The sequence below is a fragment of the Affinundibacterium fentianense genome (genome assembly GCF_018139545.1).
Taxonomy (GTDB): Bacteria; Pseudomonadota; Gammaproteobacteria; order Burkholderiales; family Burkholderiaceae_D; genus Undibacterium; species Undibacterium fentianense.
The window spans coordinates 231,112-246,853 of record NZ_JAGSPJ010000005.1 but is presented as its reverse complement, the minus strand read 5'-3'; the positions used below and the strand labels follow the sequence as shown (position 1 = coordinate 246,853).

Annotated in this window: 12 protein-coding genes and 1 riboswitch; of the genes, 1 reads left to right on the top strand and 11 read right to left on the bottom strand. The window is 47.7% G+C overall.

The genetic code is table 11. The annotated features are described in order from the left end of the window. Positions 1–4 precede the first annotated feature (4 nt). The 10 genes from KDM90_RS12980 to KDM90_RS18165 form a co-directional block, all read right to left on the bottom strand. Entirely contained in the window at positions 5–991 is a 987-nt protein-coding gene (locus tag KDM90_RS12980; RefSeq protein ID WP_212676040.1) for a LacI family DNA-binding transcriptional regulator, read from the bottom strand. 547 nt (positions 992–1,538) lie between these two features. Further along, the gene (locus tag KDM90_RS12975) at positions 1,539–1,748 is read right to left on the bottom strand and encodes a hypothetical protein (protein ID WP_212676039.1); all 210 of its coding nucleotides are present in this window, start codon (positions 1,746–1,748) and stop codon (positions 1,539–1,541) included. Between the two features lie 132 nt (positions 1,749–1,880). Then, complete coding sequence (locus KDM90_RS12970) at positions 1,881–2,765, bottom strand: response regulator (protein ID WP_212676038.1); 885 nt, start codon at positions 2,763–2,765, stop codon at positions 1,881–1,883. Positions 2,766–2,973: 208 nt separating this feature from the next. Beyond that, the gene (gene thiE, locus KDM90_RS12965; protein WP_230409785.1) at positions 2,974–3,612 is read right to left on the bottom strand and encodes a thiamine phosphate synthase; all 639 of its coding nucleotides are present in this window, start codon (positions 3,610–3,612) and stop codon (positions 2,974–2,976) included. Next, complete coding sequence (thiD, locus tag KDM90_RS12960) at positions 3,609–4,442, bottom strand: bifunctional hydroxymethylpyrimidine kinase/phosphomethylpyrimidine kinase (protein WP_212676037.1); 834 nt, start codon at positions 4,440–4,442, stop codon at positions 3,609–3,611. Before thiD ends, thiE begins: the two co-directional genes overlap by 4 nt. A 26-nt stretch (positions 4,443–4,468) precedes the next feature. Next, positions 4,469–5,263 carry a thiazole synthase gene (locus KDM90_RS12955; RefSeq protein WP_212676036.1) on the bottom strand — a complete coding sequence of 265 codons (795 nt, stop codon included), beginning with the start codon at positions 5,261–5,263 and terminating at the stop codon, positions 4,469–4,471. 265 nt (positions 5,264–5,528) lie between these two features. After that, positions 5,529–5,729, bottom strand: a complete 201-nt coding sequence (gene thiS, locus KDM90_RS12950; protein ID WP_212676035.1) for a sulfur carrier protein ThiS — start codon at positions 5,727–5,729, stop codon at positions 5,529–5,531. A gap of 20 nt (positions 5,730–5,749) precedes the next feature. Next, positions 5,750–7,663 carry a phosphomethylpyrimidine synthase ThiC gene (gene thiC, locus KDM90_RS12945; RefSeq protein WP_212676034.1) on the bottom strand — a complete coding sequence of 638 codons (1,914 nt, stop codon included), beginning with the start codon at positions 7,661–7,663 and terminating at the stop codon, positions 5,750–5,752. 89 nt (positions 7,664–7,752) lie between these two features. Then, a riboswitch (TPP riboswitch) is annotated at positions 7,753–7,851 on the bottom strand. A gap of 320 nt (positions 7,852–8,171) precedes the next feature. After that, on the bottom strand, positions 8,172–10,319 hold the full coding sequence (locus KDM90_RS12940) for a tetratricopeptide repeat-containing diguanylate cyclase (protein WP_212676033.1): 2,148 nt from the start codon (positions 10,317–10,319) through the stop codon (positions 8,172–8,174). A gap of 348 nt (positions 10,320–10,667) precedes the next feature. Further along, positions 10,668–10,796 carry a hypothetical protein gene (locus KDM90_RS18165; RefSeq protein WP_268977750.1) on the bottom strand — a complete coding sequence of 43 codons (129 nt, stop codon included), beginning with the start codon at positions 10,794–10,796 and terminating at the stop codon, positions 10,668–10,670. 172 nt (positions 10,797–10,968) lie between these two features. On the opposite strand from KDM90_RS18165, the gene KDM90_RS12935 reads away from it, so the two are divergent. Further along, positions 10,969–13,788: a valine--tRNA ligase gene (locus tag KDM90_RS12935; RefSeq protein WP_212676032.1), complete on the top strand. Its 2,820-nt coding sequence runs from the start codon at positions 10,969–10,971 to the stop codon at positions 13,786–13,788. A gap of 177 nt (positions 13,789–13,965) precedes the next feature. Here the strand turns inward: KDM90_RS12935 and KDM90_RS12930 are convergent. After that, positions 13,966–15,742: TPR end-of-group domain-containing protein (locus tag KDM90_RS12930; protein ID WP_438947437.1), on the bottom strand; the 1,777-nt coding region annotated here is incomplete at its 5' end.

Below are 15,742 nucleotides of genomic sequence, written 5' to 3'. Positions count from 1 at the left end.
TAAATTAAAGATCGTCCGTACTACTCTCGCGGACCATTAATTGCACTGCTAACGTCTTGTCGACTGCTTCACCTTGGGCTGTACACAAGAGCATTGCCACCCCTTCCTCTCCAAGTGCTTTCTTATCGACGTGAATACTCGTCAATGGGGGATTCGACTTTGCCGCAGCACTAATATTGTCAAAGCCGACGATGGCGATATCATGTGGAATCTTTAAGCCAGCATCCAAGCAGGCATGCATCGCCGTCAAAGCGGTATTATCGTTGTAGCAAAAGACAGCATCCGGTGGTTGCGTCATTGCGAGCAATTTCAGCATGGCTTTCTTCACACTCGCTTCTTCATTTGCATGATGCGCGATCGCGATTTCTAGCTCAGGGTTAGCCAACATTTTGGCGTCATACAAAGCTTTACGAAAACCATGCACACGTTCTTGAATACTGTAGTGCGCGCTGGGGCCGCTCAACATCGCAATGCGCTTACGTCCGGATTGAATCAAATGCCGTGTCGCCAAGTAACCACCCAAACGATTGTCAGGGTTGATCGAAGTGAAGTCATCGAGATACATGTCGATCAGGACAAGCGGCTTACCTGCAGCACGAATCGCATGCAAGATTTCTGGCTCGAAAAAACCAGCGCAAAGAATTGCATCGGGTTGATGTACTCGAATCTGTTCCATGACGGGTTCAGCGGGGCCGATCGCCACAAACGATAGAGCGATGCCCTCGCGTCGACAAGCCGCTTCCGCGCCATGCAGAACCGGTGAGAAAAAGGGGCTACTCGATAAGGTATTGTGCTGACGATGCAAAAGAAAAGCGATGCGACGTACACGGCCGCTCTTCAATTTAGAAAAGTCATAGCCAAGCTGACGAGCTACTTCAAACACACGCATGCGGGTTGACTCAGTCAGTCCGCTCTGATTTTTGAGCGCGCGCGAAATCGTACCGAGCGATAAGCCCGTCGTCTTTGCAATATCGCGGATGGTGACGCGCATGTCCCACTCTCTCCTATTTTCTGAGCCGTTTCGCGCTATTTTAATAAACAAGAATCAGATTCCAACGGAACACGGCGTACTTTAGCGGCTATGGTAGTTCTAGCGCAAAATCAAGGTCAACTGCACTGGCGATAGCGAGGTTCAGTTTAGCAGGTTTAGTAAACAAATTTAGGTGAAGCGTGAGGTGAACATTCTCGCAGAGGAGTGCGATGCGCGACATGTTGCGCCGATCAAATGACCTCACATTTGGCGAAATTGCGATTGGAAAGACTGCGATACGGGTAACCATTCATCCGAGTCGCGCATCCGCAATGACAAGCCTCAGCTTGCTGGAAATGCATGGGATAGTGTGCAGTCAGATTCGGAAAGGTAATTGTTGGGATAATGCAGTGATGGAACACTTCTTTTTAAATTTTAAAATGGAGTGCGTTTGATGGCAAGATTACGTCCACCATTTGGAAGCGAAAAAAGACATTACTCAACACATTGTTGGGTTGCATATCTACTTGCATTTGCGCCCAATGAGAGGGTATTTAACACCTACGATTTATGCGCAATAAATGGCAGAAAAAAAGAACTTTGTGCCTGAAAAAACGTGGCCATTCGCGATCCAGCCTTGAGGGACCGCCACGCTATTTTGCTCTGCAAAGGAAAAATTCAGGGCAGCAACCGTGGCAAGGGTAGCCAATAGCAATTTCCAAGTCTTCATCATCTCATCTCCTAAAGTTCGTTGAACAACAGAGGCGAGTGTAGACATGCGAAAACCTTTTCGATAGCAAACTGCGATTAATCAGGCGTTTTTGAGAATAAATAATGGCCTTGATGCGATAAGCAAGCAAGACCATCATAATCGGAGGTATAACATTTGGATCGTTCGCACAACCTTAGCTCAATTGCGGATACTATCCAATGCACTTGGCAAGAACTTCGCAATCGTCGCCAACAAATCGTCTTCTGCGACAGGTTTACTTAAAAATGCATCACATCCAGACCAATTTGCCCGCAATTTATCGATAATGGAAGACTTGCTCGTCAACATCACCACTGCGGATGGTTTCGTCGTTGCATTGGCCTTGATTTTCTTACACACTTCGTAACCATCGATCCCCGGCATCATAATGTCGAGAAAAATACAGTTGTAGGGCTTTTCCTTCGCCTTAGCTAGCGCTTTCTCGACAGCTTGTTCGCCTGTTTCTGCAAAGTCGACATCAAATTGAAATGGGGATAACTTGATACGCATAAAAGCACGTACGGTCGCACTATCGTCGACAACGAGAACCGTTTCACGCGCTGGCGCTTCAACAATCAATGGAACCGCTGCTACTTTTTGGTCACTCGAACGGCGTAAGGTCGCGCCGTCCCAACCATGCTGCCCGCCTTGATGACTCTGCCGAGCACTGCGTTCGCGCAATGCGCGTTGCATCTCTGTATCAAGATTTTCAAACAAGCGCATCCAATGAATCGGTTTCGCGACAAATGGCCAAGGTGTCTCGACGGGCGTACGCCCAATCACGACTGCAGGCGAGTGAACGTTCGGCACGCCGATTTCCCGCTTCGATAAATCCTCCAACGCTTCTGGATTATCGGCATTGATCAGGTAAATATCGGCACGGCATTCTGCATCACTTGCTTCGACGTAAGACATTTCACGTCGACTCGTCAAGCGAAAAGTCGAAGTCAGCATGCTTTTTTCTGCATCTGAAAAACCGCGCATTTCTAAAATAAAACGACGGCTGGTTTTCGGTGCCGCCATCATCGAGGTAGATTGAGTCATTACTTTGCCTGGTTCGGATTTGTTGCTTAGCAGTCCAAGAATCATACAATAAAGCGTTCAAAAATAGCTAAAAAGCCAATTTTATTGTGGTGATAAGCATTTAAAACCCGCATACGTTTCGATTTTGAGCAATTTACGCAACAAACAAAGCGATCCTTCATCAAGCCGTCGCAATCAATTTTTGCAGAAGCACAACCAAGCAAATTTTTTATTGAAACAGAGCAATAAAATCACGAACAACATCGGCGGGACGGTCCGACAAATAAACATGGCTAATCGCTGCCACCATATCACAACCGCGTGCAACTAAAGGGCGAGCCAAATCCACAGTCATTCCGCCGATCACAACTTGCCGCAAACTAATTTCCTTTTTTGCGATTGAAACGATATCCGGATGCGTGGTGACCGCATATTGTTTGACTTGTGAAGGATAAAACCCTCCAAACGCTACATAGTTCGCTCCCTGCAATTGCGCTAGATGTGCCAAGCCTAAATCGCCATAACAAGAAGCGCCAATAATCTTATTCTTTCCTAGAATAGCGCGCGCCTGTGCAACTGAAATATCAGAACCACCCAAATGCACACCATCAGCATTCAATTGCGCAGCAAGTTGGACAAAATCATTAATGATGAAAGGCACCCCGTACTTTCGGCATAAATTCTGTAAGGCAGCCGCCTGCGCATAACGTAACTCTACCTGTGCCGACTTGTGCCGATACTGCAGAATACCCGCCCCTGCGGCCAAGGCAGCTTCGGTCACTTCCAAAAGACGTTGTGTATCATCCCAATTCGGCGTAACCAAATATAAGCCACGCAATTGATTGTCACTGTGATGTATCGTATTCATTTTCTACCTTGAGTTACCGAGCGCAAAGGGATCATTTGTCCTGGTGCTATTTTATAAGCATGTTGTAGAGATTGTTGCGTAAACTCCTGCGCATGCAGCAATGCCGAAGCCATCGGCAAACCCATGGCCAATAGTCCCGAGATCGCCGCAGCCAAAGTACAACCGCTGCCGTGAAAACCACCCGTATATCTTGGCCAACTCCACTCCATCTCAGCTTGAAGAGGATTGGTCGAAAACCATCGATTAATAACAAGCGCTTCGTGCCCATGTCCACCTTTGACTAGCACATCAGAGCAATCGCCACCGAGCAAGGCCCTAGCCTGTTGTGTTATGGATAGACCATGAGGAGCCAATTTAGTCAGTTCGGGCAAATTAGGCGTAATGAGAGTCGCACGACCTAACAATGGCGACATCGCAAAACTCGCATCTTCAGCGGACAATCGATTGCCATGTCCACTTGCTAAAACTGGATCCAAAACAACTGGGATAGGCTGCGCCCTGTCACGATCATGTCGCTGAATTTGATCAATCAGTCTAGCAATTGTCTCTGCGTTGTCACGATTCCCTACGATTCCCAGTTTGATTGCATCAATCGGCATATTTGCAATGAGCACCTGTGCCTGTGCATCAATCAAACTGGCTGCCACAGGATGTACAGCATACACTTGGTTATTGTCTTGCACTGTCAATGCCGTGATGATGGGTAAAGCATGCGCCCCCTGCGCCGCTATTGCTTCGATATCGGCTTGTATTCCAGCTCCGCCGCTGGGATCATGTCCCGCGAACACTAGGACACAGGGACGCTCAAGATGCTGCACATCGCGTCTCATCGAAGTTGATTTCCATGCATACAGCATCAGGCAACGCGTCCCATCATCGGAGAAGAAGGCGATGCCGCAAATTTTTTCGGAATTCGCCCCGCCATATACGCAGCACGCCCCGCTTCCACTGCCAGGCCCATAGCGTATGCCATGCGGATAGGATCACGAGCGCCAGCAATGGCGGTATTCATTAATACGCCATCGCAGCCAAGCTCCATTGCAATCGCAGCGTCGGATGCAGTACCTACGCCCGCATCGACGATGATAGGAACACTTGCCTGCTCAATAATCAAAGACAGATTCCATGGATTTAAGATACCCATTCCAGAACCAATCAAGGAAGCGAGCGGCATCACCGCGACACAGCCAATGTCTTCCAACATACGCGCTTGGATAGGATCGTCGCTGCAATACACCATCACATCGAATCCTTCCTTCACCAACACTTTGGCAGCTTCTAAAGTTTCAGGCATATTCGGGAATAATGTCTTTTCGTCGCCCAAGACTTCAAGCTTACACAACTTATGTCCACCCAATAATTCACGACCGAGTTGCAAAGTATAAATCGCGTCTTTCGCGTTATAGCATCCTGCTGTGTTTGGCAGAATGGTGTACTTCGACATCGGTACAACGTCGAGCAAACTCGGTGCATTCGGATCTTGACCAATGTTCACACGACGGATTGCGACCGTAATAATTTCCGCTCCACTCGCTTCAGTCGCGAGTTTAGTTTGTTCTAAGTCTTTGTATTTCCCACTGCCGACTAAGAGACGTGAGCTGTACGTTTTACCTGCGATAGTCAGGCTGTCTGATTTTGCTTCTGTTGTCATGGTTTTTATCCTGATTTGTTTTTTCTACTTTGATTTGCGTAAAATCCATCTTCCTCAATTCAATATGCCAATAATTCCCTATAACAAAATCCTGTACTCACCGAGTTATTCCCAAAACGCAAAGCGTCATGATCTCTATGAGAAAGACAATGCTCACCTAAAGAATTCTGTTGGCATTTGGGAGGTTCGATAAATTCAATTATGGGGCGCTGTGCTTTGCGCCTAGCACAGCATCCCCAAAATAGAATTTTTCGTACCTCCCAACTTACCCACCGCCAATCGCCCGTACCACATCCACCTGATCACCGGCTTGCAAAATATGTCGCTGCCACAGCGCTCGACGTATAACTTGTCGATTCACAGCGACAGCGATGGCTTGATTGTCTAATTGCAGCTCAGTAATCAAACTATGTAAATCCGTTTCTGATTGCAAAACACGTAGCTCGCCATTAAGCTGAATTTCCATCGCAATTTCCATGGTCACACCTAAGATTTTTTATAGATTTCAGCGCCAGACTTGACGAATTCGATCGCTTTGACTTCCATGCCTTGCTTCAAGGCTTCGATCTCACTGATGCCTTGGGTTGCGGCATAATCACGCACTTCTTGTGTAATCTTCATAGAGCAAAAATGTGGCCCGCACATAGAGCAAAAGTGCGCAACCTTAGCGGAGTCTTTCGGCAGGGTTTCATCGTGAAATTCACGTGCTTTATCGGGATCTAGGCCGAGATTAAATTGATCTTCCCAGCGGAATTCAAAACGTGCTTTCGACAAAGCGTTATCGCGAATTTGTGCGCCCGGATGTCCCTTTGCCAAATCGGCGGCATGGGCGGCAATTTTGTAGGTAATAATGCCGTCTTTCACATCGACTTTATTTGGCAAACCTAAGTGTTCTTTCGGTGTGACGTAACAAAGCATGGCGGTGCCGTACCAACCGATTTGCGCGGCACCAATACCGGATGTGATGTGATCGTAGCCAGGTGCGATATCCGTGGTGAGTGGGCCTAAGGTATAGAACGGTGCTTCATGGCATTGCTCTAACTGCAGATCCATATTTTCTTTGATCAAATGCATGGGCACATGACCTGGCCCTTCTATCATCACTTGCACATCGTGCTTCCACGCGATTTGCGTGAGTTCGCCTAGGGTCTTTAACTCACCAAGTTGGGCTTCATCGTTGGCGTCGTAAATCGAACCTGGGCGCAAGCCATCACCTAATGAGAATGACACGTCATAAGCTTTCATGATCTCGCAAATCTCTTCGAAATGCTCATACAAGAAACTCTCTTTATGATGGGCGAGACACCACTTCGCCATAATCGAACCACCACGCGAGACGATACCTGTCATACGTTTTGCGGTCAGTGGTACGTACTGCAAACGCACACCGGCATGGATCGTAAAATAATCAACGCCCTGCTCAGCTTGTTCGATCAAGGTATCACGGAAAATTTCCCACGTTAAGTCTTCCGCTTTACCGTTCACCTTTTCCAAAGCTTGATAAATCGGCACGGTACCAATCGGCACTGGCGAATTACGAATAATCCATTCACGTGTTTCGTGTATGTGTTTACCTGTCGACAAATCCATCACATTGTCACCGCCCCAACGGATCGCCCACGTCATTTTTTCGACTTCTTCGCCGATCGATGAAGTCACCGCAGAGTTACCGATATTTGCGTTAATCTTGACTAAGAAATTACGACCGATAATCATCGGTTCGACTTCGGGATGGTTAATATTCGCAGGAATAATCGCACGACCACGCGCGATTTCATCACGTACAAATTCAGGCGTAATCTGCGCTGGAATCGAGGCACCGAAAGATTGCCCCGGATGCTGACGTCCCATCATCGCAGCGAGTTTTTCACCCATAGGACCAGCGCTTTTTAGATTGTCCAAATATTCTTGGCGCCGCATATTTTCGCGTATCGCGACAAACTCCATCTCTGGTGTAACGATACCTTGTCGCGCGTAATGCATTTGCGTGACGTTCTTACCCGCGAATGCACGACGCGGTTTGCGCTGCAAATTGAAACGCAGTTCATGCAGCTTGGGATCATGCAAACGCTCTATGCCGTATGCAGAACTTGGACCAGCTAATTCTTCTGTGTCATTGCGCTCAGCGATCCACGCCCCACGCACGGAAGCTAAGCCAGAGCGAATATCGATTTTCACATCAGGATCAGTATAAGGACCTGAAGTATCGTAAACATAAATCGGCGGGTTTTTCTCAGCACCGAACATCGCTGGTGTATCCGCTTGCGCAATTTCGCGCATCGGCACACGAATGTCGGGACGACTTCCCGTCACATAGATTTTTCGAGAATTGGGTAAAGCTTGAATAGCGGCTTCGTCCACCTTGGCGGTAGCGGACAAAAATTGTGGGTTGGCGTTCATTTGGCTCCTTTGCTTTATTGATGGCGCGGAGCCAGCAAAGGAGTTTCCAAGTTGGGCGATGGTGCACCTTCTATACAGTTGAGGTGGCATCACGACTTTGGCTGCTTCCCTTCGCTGGCATTATCCAGATCAGGTTCAAGGGTATTTCTCACCCGAGTGACTCGCACTCAGGACCCCTAGCATTACGATGATTACTAATTTAATTCTAAGCGACTGCTCTGTGGACACACGCGACGCATCAATCTACACACTCATTACGATCGATGTGATCTGTATGACAGAATCAGGCCCTTAGGCATTTCAACGGCAAATACGAATCGAACCAAGCCCCTAAGGTCGAGAAAACTCAACTGAATTGCATTGCATGGTTCGAACTGTACTGCGGCGCGATTATATGTCGAACAAATTCGTTTCACAAATTTATTTTTTATTTCTCTATTTACCAAACTAAGACTCGGCAAATCGGAAAATAAAATGTATTCGCGATTTTTCTATGACGAGAAGTCGATTAGGAAAGTGTATTACTCAAAGAGGTCAGTACGGTTGGATGTTCTTGCACGGGGCCGATCACCTCGATCATTTCAACCATATTGTCTTTGATCGCAGCAGCGAGATCATGGGTCAAGGTCGGAATCGCCAACTCATGTGACACAAGTAAACGAGACAAACCGTATGCCCGATTCCGTCCGTGGGTTTTGCCCAAATAAAGGGCCATATCTGCAATCTGCAATGCCCGCTCCCAATCGCAAAATTCTTCAGGTACATCTGAAAATGGAACGGAGATGAAACCCGCAGTGACTGTGACAGAGATCGCCAAATCGCCATGCGCAAATGTTTGTTCGCCTATCGTTCTTAAAACGCGATCAACCAAACTGGTGATTTGCTCTGGATTCGACTTGGGCGAATAAATGAGGAATTCTTCGCCGCCCCATCGCATCACCATATCCTCATCCCGCACCACTGTTTTTAAGCGATTGGCGACTTCTTTCAAAACAGCATCGCCGACCGCATGACCCCATGTGTCATTAATATTCTTGAAGTGATCGATATCCATTAAGACCATGCAGTCTGGATTACGATAGCTCCCTTCGCGACGTTCAACCTCAACTCGATTGACGCGATTAGCCATCAAACTAATGAACGAACGACGATTATGCAAGCCAGTTAATGCATCACGAATTGCATGAAACTCCAATTGCATATTCACTTCTTGTAATTGCTCATTGAGTTTCTTACTGCGGCGATACAGCATATAAATAAAACTACCCGCCAAAATGCCGACTAGCGACGCCAACAGTGCAACCATTTGCTGCAGACGGTGATTCTTAATATCGGCATCTTTCAGCGCATTGTCCTTCGCTAGGATTTCTATCTGCCGCTTACGCTGTTCAGAATCGAATTCCTCTTGCAGTTTTGCAACCGCCTTCGCACGATCGGATTGAAAAATTTCACTTCCCAGCTCTTGTTGCTCGCGCACTTGATCTAAGGCCTCTTTATACATGCCAGCGGCCTCATACATGTGCGACAACTCACCCATGATGGTCTCGACATCGGATTTCGCATGGCCCTTTTCAAAAAAAGCGATGCTTTCTTTCACCAAATCAGCGCCTTGTTTAACTTTTCCTTGATACCCCAATGCCAATCCAAGATTGACCTTAGCGCCCGCAACACCCCATTTATCTTCGAGTGCTTCAGACTTTGCTACAGCCTCACGCGCATAGGATTCGGCGCGTTTGTAATCTTTTTTAATGAGATACTGGTCAGCGATATTAAACAACGTCAAAGCAACCGAATAAGGCAACTTCTCCTCTGTTGCGATCTTCAACGCGGTTTCATATTCTTTGAGTGCTTCATCATTTCGCTTTAGAGCACTCAACGCCACACCGCGCGAAATCGAGATCTCGATAAACGATTTTGGTGCAGCGCTGGCAGACGACACCCCCAATGCTTCTGTGGTCGCGGCCAAAGCCTTTTCCGGATCTTTCATTTGCAAATACAGACCAGAAATCGAACCCCAAGTTGACATTTTCGCTTGGATCTGACGACGTGATAATTTCTCGCTTAGCTTCAGCATCTCAAGATACTGCTTCAATGCGTCATCAAATTTGAGATTGCTGCTATAAAAACCCGCTAAGGCCGCACAGTACCGAAACTTCACTTCAATACTAGGCGATTGAGCAACGACAGGACCTAACTTTTCCAAGTGCGCGAATCCAGCTGCATACCCTGCCTTTTCAAAAATATCGTAGGCCTCAAAAATTTCTAACATTAACAAAGCATTCTTATTCTTCATCTGCTTAGCTAGATCGCGCAGCTCTTTGACCGTCTCCTCGCCCAATTTCGCTTTTCCGGCGTCATAGTAGAGACCACTCAATACCGCCAAAATTTCTAGTCGAATTTCGGGTTTGGTTTCAGCAGGGAGATTTTTTTTGAATTCAAGCAGGCGTAGCAATCCCGCTTGATTATTTTTGTCAGACAAAGTTTGGATCGCATCCAACTCAGCCATGATGGCTTTGTCATCCGCCCAACTCATTTGAGAAAAAGCTAGGCAGCCAAACAGCACAAAAACTTGCAACAATAAGTAGTATTTTAAATCAGCAACAATACGCACTAACCCAGCGCTCGCTGCTGCATTCATATTGTGTAAGCGTTTCATGTGTCTCATACCTCGTTCACGTTGCTTTGCGTGCACGAAAAAAGCTGGTCTCGCAGGGCCGATCATCATGTGCCGTTTGCTTGTTTTATATTTTATTGTGCAGAGATCGTATGCTAGCATTTTCCCAAAAGCATCATTACTTTTTTTTGCCAGACTCGCGGATAAGCGACAGTTTTAGTGCGAATCGTCGAATTTTCAAAACAACAATTCAAAATGCTTTGTATTTTTTATCAATAAGAATCTAGGATAGTTCTCTCGACCTCGGGATCTTCGCCAACCACGATGAGCCGATATTACATTTTGACCAACAAGATCTCCGCCACCCAGTCGAAGGCACAAGAATATAGCCTAAACCAATGCTGACCAGACTTCGATGTCGGCTTCTGTTCGGCGCGTATCCGCGATACAAGCGATCCGATCAAGGTGTTCGCTGAAATACTTTTCCCAGCTTACGGCTGGCCAATCCGCTACTTTCATCGGCGTGATTCATCACTAAGACATGTGCGGTCAGAATTACCGATATGACCTATATTTCCCTATAAATCGGGACACCACAGTCTCACTCATTTATAATCAAAGGTTTCGCTATTTAACTTCTTGCACTATGCAGCCCTTAGCATAGGCAAACAATTACTCGACATTGCACATCATGGAATTAGCCAAATCTTTTGAGCCCGCCAATATTGAATCGTTTTGGCGCACGGAATGGGAAAAACGCGGTTACTTTACAGCCACGACTGATGAGTCCAAACCATCGTTCAGTATTCAACTCCCGCCACCCAACGTCACGGGCACTTTGCACATGGGCCATGCGTTTAACCAAACCATTATGGACGGCTTGACACGCTACTACCGTATGCGTGGTCACAACACGGCATGGGTGCCAGGCACCGATCACGCCGGTATCGCGACACAAATCGTAGTGGAACGCCAACTCGATGCTCAAAAAATTTCGCGTCATGATTTAGGCCGTGAAAAGTTCTTAGAAAAAGTCTGGGAATGGAAAGAAAAATCCGGCTCCACAATTACGGGCCAAATGCGTCGTATGGGCGCGTCTGCTGATTGGAATCGTGAATATTTCACGATGGATGCAGAGCGCTCCAAAGTCGTGACCGAAGTGTTCGTACGCTTGGTCGAACAAGGTTTGATTTATCGCGGCAAGCGTTTGGTGAACTGGGACCCAGTATTGGGGACAGCGGTATCCGATTTGGAAGTAGTATCGGAAGAAGAAGACGGCTCGATGTGGCACATCCGTTATCCATTCGCCGATGGCAGCGGTCATTTGACTGTAGCGACCACACGTCCAGAAACTTTGCTCGGTGACGTCGCCGTGGCGGTTGATCCAACTGACGAGCGTTATACCGCTTTCGTTGGCAAGATGTTGAAACTGCCTTTGACCGATAGAGAAATCCCTGTCATCGCTGATAGCTATGTCGATAAAGAATTCGGCACCGGCTGCGTCAAGATCACACCAGCACACGACTTCAACGATTACGCTGTAGGTCAACGTCATAACTTAGCCTTAATCAGCATCTTAACTTTGGATGCCAAGATCAATGAAAACGGCCCTACTGTTTACCAAGGCTTGGACCGCTTCGTCGCGCGTAAGCAAATGGTGGCGGATCTCGACGCATTAGGTTTGCTCGAATCTGTCAAGCCACACAAACTAATGGTGCCACGTGGAGACCGTACGAATGTCGTCATCGAACCAATGTTGACGGACCAATGGTTCATGGCGATGAGCAAACCTGCTCCAGAAGGTACCCACTTCCCAGGCAAATCGATTGCTGAAGTCGCACTCGAAAAAGTCGCGAATGGTGAAGTGAAATTCGTCCCAGAAAACTGGAACACCACTTACAACCAATGGCTCAACAATATTCAAGACTGGTGTATCTCACGCCAATTATGGTGGGGCCATCAAATCCCAGCATGGTATGGCGAGAACGGCGAAGTCTTCGTGGCGCGCAATGAAGCAGAAGCGAAAGAAAAAGCCGCAGCCGCGGGTTACACGGGCGCATTGAATCGCGACAACGACGTGCTCGATACTTGGTTCTCTTCTGCACTCGTCCCATTCTCGACCATGGGCTGGCCAGAATTGACCGTCGATAGCAAACTGTTCTTGCCATCCTCTGTCTTGGTCACAGGTTTCGATATCATCTTCTTCTGGGTAGCGCGCATGGTCATGATGACTGCGCACTTCACTGGCAAAGTACCATTCCACACGGTATATGTGCATGGCTTGGTACGCGATTCCAGCGGCCAAAAAATGTCCAAGTCCAAAGGCAATACGCTAGACCCTATCGATTTGATCGATGGCATCAGTGTCGATGATTTGGCAGCCAAACGTACTGTCGGTTTGATGAACCCAAAACAAGCCGCAAGCATCGACAAAGCCACACGCAAAGAATTCGCCGACGGCATTCCCGCTTACGGCACCGACGCTTTGCGCTTCACGATGGCGAGCTATGCATCCTTAGGTCGCAACATCAACTTCGACTTAGGCCGTTGCGAAGGTTATCGTAATTTCTGCAATAAATTGTGGAACGCGACCCGCTTCGTCTTAATGAACACCGAAGGCAAAGATTGCGGCTTCACCGGTACTGCAACTGACAATGATTTAGCGTACTCGCAAGCGGACAAATGGATCATCTCCACCTTGCAACGCGTTGAAGCTGAAATCGAAAAAGGTTTCGCCGACTACCGCTTCGATAACATCGCATCCGCCATCTACAAGTTCGTGTGGGATGAATACTGCGACTGGTACCTCGAAGTCGCCAAGGTACAAATCCAACAAGGCAACGATGCACAACAACGCGCCACACGTCGCACTTTGCTGCGCGTCTTGGAAGTAACCTTGCGTATGGCCCATCCTATCATTCCATTCGTGACGGAAGCGTTGTGGCAAACAGTCGCACCATTGGCTGGTAAGACATTGAAAGCCGAAGGCGATTCCATCATGATGCAAAGCTATCCTTTGCCCAATGCGGAAGCCATCGACGAAGAAGCAGAACGTTGGATGACCGGCCTCAAGGCCAGCACCGACGCCTGCCGTAACTTGCGCGGTGAAATGCAATTGTCACCAGCAGTACGCGTACCGCTATTGCTGCAACCAGCCAACGCTGCCGACAAAGCCCGCATGGAAAGCTATGCACCATACATGGCCGCTTTGGCGAAACTCTCCGAAGTGCAAATCCTCGACACACTGCCAGAATCACCAGCCCCAGTCTCCATCGTTGGTGAAACCAAGCTGATGTTGAAAGTCGAAATCGACGTCGCTGCAGAACGCGAACGCCTCTCCAAAGAGATGGCAAAGCTCGAAGCAGAAATCAACAAAGCGCAAGCGAAACTAGGCAATGAAAGTTTCGTCGCCCGCGCTCCAGCCGCTGTAGTCGAACAAGAGAAAGAACGCATGGCGAATTTCTCCGCGACTTTAAGCAAGATGAAGGAGCAGTTTGCTAAGTTGGGTTGATTGGGTTTTAGTCGAACTTTTAATGGATTCAGATAAACGCTTCGGGGTGGTAACACACGAAGCGTTTTCTCATGATAAAAAATTTCTCTATTTGAAATGTAGAAACCGACAAAAATCCTACAAATGGCGCCATCCTACTCAGATAAACAACAATATGCGAGTGTGTCTCGATTTCAATCACTGTTCAATATTAACATCTACACCTGATGTAGTTGGAAATACGGACTTGTACCACACCTGAAAATCCGGAGTCTGTCGGACAAAATTAAGGTCTTTGTCGGTATCGATATGACTCTGATTCGGCAAAACTCCTGCACATCGACTTTCTTCCAAATAAGAGATACATCTCTCTTTGTCTCTTTTCATCGCGTAGACACACGCTAGGTTATACAACGCTTCAGTTCGATTGATTTCTGCACCCTTCTGGATTAGTTCTTCAGCTTGCTCTAACAACCTCACCTTATCATTATCATCTTCGCTCATATGACACTGATTCAGCAAAACACTCCCCAAACCATTTAGTGCTTCATGCATGTCGGGTTTAATGCGCAACGCTTCTGCGTATTTCTCTCCAGCGAGTCGCCAAACAGCTTGTGCTGCCTGTGCGTCTTGCTGCGCCAATGCCCTCGCTTGATCATCTAAAGTATTTCCCCAATTATTTAATGCTTCATGCTTATCGGGTTTAATACGCAACGCTTCTGCGTATTTCTCTCCAGCGAGTTGCCAAACGGCTTGTGCTGCCTGCGCATCTTGCTGCGCCAATGCACTCGCTTGCATGGCTAAAGTAATTCCCCAGTCATTTAGTGCTTCATGCTTATCGGGCTTAATGCGCAACGCTTCTATGTATTTCTCCCCTGCCAGTTGCCAAACGGCTTGTGCTGCCTGCGCATCTTCCTGCGTCAATGCACTTGCTTGTTCATCTAAAGCATTTCCCCAATTATGTAGCGTCTCATGCTCATCGGGTTTAATACGCAACGCTTCTATGTATTTCTCCCCTGCCAGTTGCCAAGCGGCTTGTGCTGCCTGCGCATCTTGCTGCGCCAATGCACTTGCTTGATCATCTAAAGCATTTCCCCAATTATGTAGCGCCTCATGCGTATCGGGTTTAATACGCAACGCTTCTGCGTATTTCTCCCCTGCCAGTTGCCAAGCGGCTTGTGCTGCTTGCGCATCTTGTTGCGCCAATGCGCTCGCTTGCGCAGCTAAAGTAATTCCCCAATCATTTAGTGCTTCATGTTTATCGGGTTTAATGCGCAACGCTTCTGTGTATCTCTCTCCAGCGAGTTGCCAAACAGCTTGTGCTGCCTGCGCATCTTGCTGCGCCAATGCCCTCGCTTGCGCAGCTAACGTAATTCCCCAATTATGTAGTGCTTCATGCATGTCGGGTTTAATGCGCAACGCTTCTGCGTATTTCTCTCCAGCGAGTTGCCAAACGGCTTGTGCTGCCTGGGCATCTTGCTGCGCCAATGCCCTCGCTTGCGCAGCTAAAGTAATTCCCCAATTATTTAGTGCTTCATGTTTATCGGGTTTAATGCGCAACGCTTCTGCGTATTTCTCTGCAGCGAGTTGCCAAACGGCTTGTGCTGCCTGGGCATCTTGCTGCGCCATTACCCTCGCTTGCGCAGCTAAAGTAATTGCCCAAGTATGTAGTGCTTCATGCATGTCGGGTTTAATGCGCAACGCTTCTGCGTATTTCTCTCCAGCGAGTTGCCAAACGGCTTGTGCTGCCTGGGCATCTTGCTGCGCCATTACCCTCGCTTGATCATCTAAAGCACTTCCCCAACTATGTAGTGCTTCATGCATGTCGGGTTTAATGCGCAACGCTTCTGCGTATTTCTTTCCAGCGAGTTGCCAAGCAGCTTGAGCTGCCTGTGCATCTTGCTGCGCCAATGCCCTCGCTTGATCAGCTAAAGCACTTCCCCAATTATATAGTGCTTCATGCTTATCGGATTTA